The following is a 3,538-nucleotide window of genomic DNA, read 5'->3' as shown; positions in this document are numbered from 1 at the left end:
CCGCGTGGCTCGTCACCATCTCACCCCCCCATTTCAGCCTTTGTTATCAGCTTAACCCGCCCAAGGCTTGGACGATTTGATCCGTATCAAGCAAGGACGGCAGGCTCTGCCAATCGATCGAGCTTGCTTGATTCTGAACCGCGGGGACACACATCCTCGTTCCAGATGGCCACCCGCCGCGGCATGCTTCGTTTTTCGGACCCCCTCAATTGCGGGCGCCCCAACAAAGGGTTGGAGCGCCACAAGTCACCGAAGGTCAGCCTGTTAGGCCGATCCGCTCAGACGGGCGGCAGGGGGGATGGCCGCACAAGAGTCGCCGTCTACCGGCGATCATGGTCTGCGCCGGCTGGCGTGACGTTGTTGCAGCGCAAGCTATGAGCAATCGGGGTCGCGCGACCCTGCTAGCCATTCTTGGGTGAAAGGTCGTGATGACCGGCAGCGAGCAAGCGCTCTCGCCGATCCGGCCGATCCGCTTGGGGTCATCAGCAGACATCGGAACGCGACCTAGCCGCGTCCACTTTGCACCCGAAAGCGGACATCGTCAGTGTCGAGGTAGATGTCCGTTAAGTGCCAAAAGCGGACATAAGGCTCGGATACGTTAGGAAGGCTACTTTCCGGACTTAGCTTCCAAGGATGCATCGACCATCGCGGTCGACTCGGGCCGGAGGTTCTCAATGCCTGCGTAAAAAAGCGCCTTGGGTCGGTTCTGATATTTTTGCCTCTTGAGGAGCCAAAAAGTTACACTTTCAGCATGTCTCCCCGGTTGCTCCATCAACCTTCAGATCAGAAGAAGACGACGACCGTAAACGCGTTGCGCCTCACTTGAGTCTTTCTTCTGCAGACCAAGCCGGTGCGTGCAATTCGGCCATCCTGAGTGCAACGAGGTCACCGGACCCAGTGCAGAAACAGGCTATGCGTAACTCCTCGATTATCAGCCGAAACCGCTCGATCAGCGCATCCGGCGACTCGTTTGCCGCCTGCAGCACGCCCGCAGCCATACCGGCGATATCCGCGCCGAGACGCACCGCCTTGGCAATATCAATTCCAGATCTTATGCCTCCCGACGCGATGATCGTCGCATTCGGGCAGGTAGTGCGAGCCTCCACAACGGCCTGGGCAGTGGGAATTCCCCAATCGACGAAGGCGTTGGCGAGCGAGGCCCGTCCGGGATCTTCGATACGAGCGGCTTCGACTGCCGCCCAACTGGTTCCGCCTGCACCCGCCACGTCGATGATGTCTATACCTGCCTCGGCAAAACGACGGGCGAGGCGGGCGGATAGACCTCCTCCGACCTCTTTGACGGCCAATGGCACCGGTATCGCCTGCGCAACCGCCACAATCTTGTCGAAGAGGCCCGCCCAATTTCGGTTGCCTTCAGGCTGCACGGCCTCCTGGAGGGGATTCAGATGGATATAGAGCGCGTCGGCCTCGATCATTTCAACCGCGCGCTTGGCTTCCTCCGCCCCGAAGCCGAGATTGAGCTGCGCAGCTCCCAGATTGCCCATGATCGGCACGGATGGCGCGATGGCGCGCAGCTTTTTCCCCAATCCGCCCGCTCCGCCTTCCTCAAGCGCAACGCGCTGCGAACCAACCGCGAAAGGCAGCTTCAGCTCTTCGCAAGCTGCTGCTACGGTTTCATTGATCGCGGCCGATCGAATCGGACCGCCGGTCATGGAGCTTACAAGCAGCGGCGCACTGATCTTTTTCCCGAGAAAGTGCGTACTAAGATCGATGAGGTCCAAATCGAGTTCGGGGAGCGCGCAATGAACAAACTTTATTTGTTCAAAGCCGGTTGATTCCCTGGGGCTTTCATGTCGATGCCCTAGAACGACTGAGAGATGCTCATTCTTTCTCTCTGAAAGAACTCTGCCTATGCGTGATTGTTTAGCCATGTACCCCTCAAGCGCATAACAACAGAAACAATCATTGATTATTCCAAAGGAGATCGGGTCGGCGCACTTCTAGACTCACGAACGCACCCGATTGGAGCCAGTCGCATTGAAACTATCAAACCCGCACTCCGCCATGAATTTGCACTTGCCTGATACGCTTGAAGGCGTCGATTTGGATCAACATTTGGCCCTTCTAAGGGAAGAGGTGAATGCGCGCCTTGAGTTGATCCTGCAGGTTTCGCCCGCCCCGGGGACTAAGCTTCAGAGCGTCATGCGCTACAGTCTACTGGGTAAGGGCAAGCGCGTCCGGTCCATCCTTTGCCTTCTGGTGAACGAGGCGGCTGGCGGCGCGGGCCGGGCATTTGCCCTCGATGCGGGTTGCGCAGTCGAAATGGTACACGCCGCCTCGCTTATTCTCGACGACCTTCCCTGTATGGATGACGCCACCACGCGGCGTGGCCTTCCCGCCACCTACAAGAAATACGGCGATGCTTCGGCGATTCTCGCATCGATCGGATTGCTCAACCGGGCATATGAGGTCCTCGCCGAACACTCGAGCACCAGCGATGCTATTCGGACCGCTGCCATCAGGGTTCTCACCATGGCCGTCGGAATGGACGGCCTTGTGGGGGGACAGGAAATCGATCTGAACGAACGAAGCAAATACACTGACGCCAGTTGTATCGAAGGGCTCAACTGGCTTAAGACAGGCGTTCTGTTCTCCGCCGCGGCCGAAATCGGTGCGATCGCAGCAGAACTGGAGCCGGAGGCCATCGGTGCGGTAAAGCGGTTCTCCAGACATCTAGGCGTGGCATTCCAAACCGCCGATGACCTCATAGATCAAGAGGGCACGCTCCAGTCTGCGCGCAAAGATGTTAGGCAGGATGCTTTTAAGCCGACCTTGGTCTCACTGATGGGCAAAGATGCTGCGAGGTATTCTTGTCGCCAACACGTCGAAGAATCGCGTGTTGCCCTCGTCGAGAGCAACCTGGACAGCAGCATGTTGAACGGTTTTGTTGACAGTCTCCTTTCGTATCAGACTCAAGGCCCGTGAGGCCTGGCCAGATGGACCTATCCGTTCGCGGGCCCCACCCCGTTCTTAGCGTCGACACGCTTTGCGTGAACTACGGCATGCGTCCGGTGCTCACGGGGCTCGATCTCACGATCGATCCCGGAGAAATTTTCGGTCTTCTCGGGCCGAATGGGGCGGGAAAAACCACGCTAATTCGCACGATCTGTGATCGCATTCAGCCCGCTTCGGGCAAGATCTTGATTGAAGGCAGGGATCATTCGCAGCGTCAGGCCCTCCGTAAGATAGGCCTGGTGCCGCAAGAGATCGCCCTCTATCCGCATCTGACGGCTCGGGAAAACCTAATTGTGTTCGCTCGCCTTGCGGGCCTGTCCCATGCACAGGCGCTGGATGCGCTCGACTACGCCATTGAGGCCTGCAAGCTCACACACCAGGTCGACGACTATGTGCACACACTCTCAGGGGGATGGAAGCGGCGCGCCAACCTTGCCGCCGCAATCCTGCATCGCCCTTCCCTGCTAATCCTCGATGAACCGACTGTCGGCGTGGACATCGATGCGCGCAATGCCTTGCACGAGGTCATCAAGAACTTAAGCGCAGACGGGCACGCCGTATT

The 3,538-nt window shown here is 58.3% G+C and carries 3 protein-coding genes; 2 read left to right on the top strand and 1 reads right to left on the bottom strand.

All coding sequences use genetic code 11. The features are described from left to right. Window positions 1-818: 818 nt before the first annotated feature. The gene (fni, locus tag AC221Y_RS21970; protein ID WP_486708444.1) at window positions 819-1,892 is read right to left on the bottom strand and encodes a type 2 isopentenyl-diphosphate Delta-isomerase; all 1,074 of its coding nucleotides are present in this window, start codon (window positions 1,890-1,892) and stop codon (window positions 819-821) included. Between the two features lie 106 nt (window positions 1,893-1,998). Here fni and AC221Y_RS21965 point away from each other — a divergent pair, with 106 nt between their 5' ends. Further along, a complete protein-coding gene (locus AC221Y_RS21965; protein WP_486708443.1) occupies window positions 1,999-2,946 on the top strand; it encodes a polyprenyl synthetase family protein in 948 nt (315 codons plus the stop codon). Window positions 2,947-2,957: 11 nt separating this feature from the next. Continuing rightward, the coding region (locus AC221Y_RS21960; RefSeq protein WP_486708442.1) for an ABC transporter ATP-binding protein at window positions 2,958-3,538 on the top strand (581 nt) is incomplete at its 3' end.

It is taken from the genome of Boseongicola sp. (assembly GCF_057460485.1).
Note: the sequence above shows the minus strand (reverse complement) of the source record. Positions and strands in the feature narration are given on the sequence as shown.